Below are 848 nucleotides of genomic sequence, written 5' to 3' on the forward strand. Positions count from 1 at the left end.
GCAATGGCCTCTGGTCGATAATCCGCTACTGCTGCGCAGCTGATGAACGCGTCGTGACTGATGGCTTGAGCCATCACGGCCTCATACATTTCTTGTGCGCTAGACACGTTAATGCGCTCCACTCCCATCGGTGTGCTCAGGTTGACAGGGCCGCTCACTAGCGTGACTTTTGCGCCTAACTGCGCGGCAGCGTTTGCTAGTGCATACCCCATTTTCCCGGAGCTGTGGTTCGTAATGTAACGCACTGGGTCGATGGCTTCTCGCGTTGGGCCTGCTGAGATCAGAATGGACTTGCCTTCCAAGACTTTAGGTTGGAAAAACTGCTCACACAGATGCACCAATTGCATTGGTTCAAGCATTCGACCCGGACCAACATCACCACAGGCTTGTTCACCTGCTGCTGGACCCCAAATGTGCATACCGCGTCGCGCTAGAGTCGCAATGTTCTCTTGCGTCGCGATGTTGCGATACATCTGCTGATTCATTGCTGGAGATACCGCAACAGGCGAATCCGTTGCCAACACTAACGTCGTCAATAAATCATTGCCCATGCCAGCTGACATACGAGCAATGAGGTCTGCCGTAGCAGGAGCAAGCAGCACTAAATCCGCCCATTTAGCTAACTCGATGTGACCCATTGACGCTTCAGCCGCCGGATCGAGCAAGCTATCGGATACTGGTCGTCCTGAGACGGCCTGCATGGTTAACGGAGTAATAAACTCTTTTGCAGCTTTCGTCATGACGACTTGAACTTGTGCCCCTCTCTCTATTAGGCGACGGGTTAGCTCCGCACATTTATACGCGGCAATACCGCCACTGATGCCGAGTAGAATTTTCTTTCCTGCTAG

Annotated in this window: 1 protein-coding gene; it reads right to left on the bottom strand. The window is 52.8% G+C overall.

What is annotated here, in order from left to right:
- The coding region (coaBC, locus tag R7R24_RS25725) for a bifunctional phosphopantothenoylcysteine decarboxylase/phosphopantothenate--cysteine ligase CoaBC (protein ID WP_318119950.1) at nucleotides 1-848 on the bottom strand (848 nt) is incomplete at both ends.

The sequence above is a fragment of the Vibrio sp. 704 genome (assembly GCF_033339295.1).